Source organism: Actinocrinis sp. (assembly GCF_035605935.1).
Taxonomy (GTDB): domain Bacteria; phylum Actinomycetota; class Actinomycetes; order Streptomycetales; family Catenulisporaceae; genus Actinocrinis.
Genome location: NZ_DATNGK010000199.1, coordinates 1 through 3,770 on the forward strand (window position 1 = coordinate 1; position 3,770 = coordinate 3,770).

Consider the following 3,770-nt stretch of genomic DNA (forward strand, 5'->3'; position numbering starts at 1 on the left):
GTACGCGGTCGCCCACAACCCGACCCACACCGCCGTCGCGGCAGCGACGACGAGCCCGTCGCCCGCCGCCAGCGCGCCGTCCGCGACACCCAGCACGTCAGCAAGCGCCTCGCCCTCGCCGAGTCACACGCCTTCCGGTACAACCCTCGCTGCCGATCTGTCCACGACGCAGCTGGACCTCAGCGCCTCGACCACATACCTACAGTCCGGATACAACGAGGTGCCGCAATGGCGCCGCATCGACACCGAGGCCGCGCCGAACGGCGATGTGTACGTCGCCTGGCAGGCTTCAGGCGGCATCCACGTCAGTCCGCTGACTTCCTCGGGCAAGCGGTCCGGTTCCGACATCGTCGTCTCCGGCGCGCAAGAAGTCAGCGGCCTGGTCGCGCTCAACGACGGCTTCGCGCTGCTTACCCGGATGGCGGATACGAGCACGAACATGTGGGGCGAGACCGCGGCCTGGCTGGTGCGCTATCGCTCAGATGGCAGCCGGATGTGGGCGGTCAAACTCACCGGGGCGTCCTCGAACGACACCGCGCCGGTGCTCGATGGCGCGCTGCGCTGGGACGGGACGCGCTTCGGCGCCTACTTCGTCATCCACGGCGCGGGCGGCTTCGCCAGCGGTCACTACGGCGACAAGCTGGTCTACGTAAGCTCCGGCGGCGCGTTGCTTTCCGGCGGCTGGTCGTGGGGATGCAGCCACAACGAGGGCATCGACCTGTGGCCGCAGGCCTCGGGATCGTTCGCGTCACTGTGCTACGACGACTGGCGCTCGGGACTGTTCGTCAGCACCGGGATCGCCGCGCCCGACGATGCACCGGTGATCCAGCGCGCGCAATGCTGGGCGGGATACTGCGGCGGGATTCCCGGCGGTCTCACGCGCACGTCGAGCGGCAGGTTCGCCACCCTCTTCTCCTCCACCGGCATGGCGTCACAGAAGCTCAACCCGGCTGATTCTTCCGGGCGGGGCTGGACCGTGACGCCGCGGTGGCAAACCCATCAGGTCGCGGTCTCTTTCCTCAACAGCGGCGCCACCGCGGCCGTCGGCAACCCGGTCTATCTGACCGGTGATCCCTCGGTGGACAACGTGAATCCGCACATTGCTCCCTACGGCGCGAACGGCTTCCTGGTCTCGTGGGAAAGCGTCGCGAGGGCTTCGTGCAACGCGGGTACGTGCACTGGCACGTTCACCGGTACGCACATCCGGGTCATCGACAAGAACGGTCGATTCCTGACCCCGGATCTCGTCGTGCAGGCGCACATCGCCGGTGACATAGCCGTGCTGCCGAGCGGTGGGCTGCTCTGGGCCGCGCCTGCGGCCAATCCGTCGTACGCGGGCGCGCTCAATGGGACCGGCCCCACGACGCGCACGTTGACGATCGCCACCCTGAGCCTTAGCTGATTTCGCGCGAAGTCCTGGCGGGACGACGTCGGCGCAGCAGCAGCACGAACGCGAGGCCCGAAAGTCCTGCCAGGACCGCGATGGCTGCCGCGGCCGTAGCGAGGATGGCCGACATGCTGAATCCGGCGTGATCCGCGGCGCTTGAGCTCTGCGCACTTGCGCCGGACCCGCCTCCATTCCGGCTCGACGCCGCTGCGCACTGATTCGGCGCCGCGACGACGGTGAGCACGACATCGTGTCCGTCGCCGCCCACAAAACTGATTCGGTACGTTCCGCCGCCCGCGCCGGACAGCATGGCCCCTTCACCGAGCCCTGCGAAGGTTCCGACGACCGGTTGATCACTCATGTTCCGCACAAACGTGATCTTCTCCCCCGGCGCAAGGCCCGATGCGGCTGCGGCATTGACGTTCAACGCGCCCGCGAGATGGACACTGCCAGTGGCTTGAATCGGCGCGGATCCGGCTCCGGTCGATGCGTGCCCGGTCAATGTGAGCGTCCCGGTTCCGGTCTTGGCTATCCCACCACCGGCTCCCGCGAAATCCGCGCCGGCAAGATCCGCGTGAAAGAACCACGCCCCCTCTCGGCTCCATCCCTTCTCCGCGTGGTGGTCCCGCACGTCGGTCGCCCGGCGCGCGGCCGCCGCGTCATGCCGGAATTGCGCGGTATTGACAGTCCCCGCAACCCTCGGGCAGTTTCCCGGTGCACGCCGCTCCCTCTGGAAGTAGACGCCGCCGTCCAGCCGCAATGTTTGCACTGACAATGCCAAGGATTTCGACATGCCCCGATCGCTCGCAAGCCGCTCTCGCAGGCCGGAAAGTTGGCGCCTGGCCGCAGCGGCGGCGGCCCTGCTCCTACCGGCCGGGCTGGTGGCGGGTATCGCGGTCGAATCGCAGGCGGCGACCGTCGGATGTCAGGTCACTTACTCGGTCACCAGCCAGTGGCCCGGCGGCTTCGGCGGGTCCGTGGCCATCACCAACCTCGGCAGCGCGGTCAACGGCTGGACCCTGACGTGGTCGTTCGCGGCTGGGCAGACGGTTACCCAAGCGTGGAACGCCACGGTGACGCAGAGCGGGTCGACGGTCACCGCCACCAACGTGTCCTACAACGCCTCGATCCCGACCAACGGGAGCGTGAGCTTTGGATTCAACGGGTCGTTCACCGCCAGCAACCCTTCGCCGACAACCTTCGCGCTCAACGGCTTCACGTGCACCGGCAGCACATCACCGAGCGGGAGTCCGTCCGCGAGCGCGAGCCCAACAGCCGGCGCCAGCTCGAGCGCAAGCCCGTCGATGAGTCCAAGCGCGAGCGCGAGCGCGAGCCCAAGCGGCAGCCCCACCTCCGGACCGCCGACAGTAGCCGCGGACGGCACCGGTAAGTACACGACGATCCAAGCCGCGATCGACGCGGTACCGGCGGGCAACACCAGGCCGGTCACCATCACGATCAAGCCGGCCACCTACCGCGAGATCGTGACCGTTCCCGCGAACAAGCCCTATGTCACGCTGCAGGGTCTCGGCTCCTCCGCGAACAGCACGGTGATCGTGAACAACCGCAGCAACGCCGGCGGCTACGGCACGGCCGGCAGCGCGACCGTGTTCGTATACGGCCACGATTTCACCGCGAAGAACCTGACCATCTCCAACGACTACGGAGTCGGCAGCCAGGCCGTAGCCGCGAACGTCACAGCCGACAGAGCGGTCTTCAACGGGGTGCGGTTCCTGGGTAATCAGGACACTTTGCTGGTCAACGACGGAGCGCGGGCTTATTTCGTGAACAACTACATCGAGGGCACCGTCGACTTCATCTTCGGCGGCGGCACCGCCGTGTTCAACACCTGCAACATCTACGAGAAGCGCACGACCGGCGGCCCGGTCACCGCGGCGCGCACCCCGGCGAGCCAGACCTACGGCTTCCTGATCTACAAGTCCACCATCACCGGCGCGGTCAACAACACCACCCAACTGGGCCGCCCCTGGGGCCCGGCGGCACAGGTGCTCTACCGGGAATCCACGCTCAGCGCCACGATCGCGACCGGCCAGCCGTGGATCGACATGAGCGGCAACGCGTGGACCAACGCGCGCTTCTTCGAATACAAGGACACCGGCCCCGGAGCCACCTTGAACGGCAACCGGCCGCAAATGACCGACGCGCAGGCCGCCAACTACATCCCGCAGAAGTACCTGGCCGGCTCCGACGCCTGGAACCCAATCGGCTGACCACACCGACCCTAGGCCGTGTGTAAGAAGTTTCGCCGGGGCCGCGACGCCTGCCACGCACGCTCGCTGCGTTGGCGAAGCCCCGGTGCCGCCAGGCACCTATCGGACACTGCCAGATGCCCCATGAGGACGCTCCGCCGCCTTGCGATCGC

At 67.6% G+C, this 3,770-nt stretch carries 3 protein-coding genes; 2 read left to right on the forward strand and 1 reads right to left on the reverse strand.

The features are described 5' to 3' along the window. The coding region (locus tag VN779_RS16005; RefSeq protein WP_325724028.1) for a hypothetical protein at positions 1–1,402 on the forward strand (1,402 nt) is incomplete at its 5' end. Here VN779_RS16005 and VN779_RS16010 read toward each other — a convergent pair. Next, positions 1,395–1,748 carry a hypothetical protein gene (locus VN779_RS16010; RefSeq protein WP_325724030.1) on the reverse strand — a complete coding sequence of 118 codons (354 nt, stop codon included), beginning with the start codon at positions 1,746–1,748 and terminating at the stop codon, positions 1,395–1,397. The genes VN779_RS16005 and VN779_RS16010 overlap by 8 nt on opposite strands. 430 nt (positions 1,749–2,178) lie before the next feature. Between VN779_RS16010 and VN779_RS16015 the strand changes: the two genes are divergently transcribed. Further along, positions 2,179–3,618 carry a pectinesterase family protein gene (locus VN779_RS16015; RefSeq protein WP_325724031.1) on the forward strand — a complete coding sequence of 480 codons (1,440 nt, stop codon included), beginning with the start codon at positions 2,179–2,181 and terminating at the stop codon, positions 3,616–3,618. The last annotated feature ends 152 nt before the right edge of the window (positions 3,619–3,770 follow it).

Coding starts and splice junctions, on each gene's coding strand:
- VN779_RS16010 (WP_325724030.1), bottom strand. CDS start 1,748: ATGAGTGATCAACCGGTCGTCGGAACCTTCGCAGGGCTCGGTGAAGGG.
- VN779_RS16015 (WP_325724031.1), top strand. CDS start 2,179: ATGCCCCGATCGCTCGCAAGCCGCTCTCGCAGGCCGGAAAGTTGGCGC.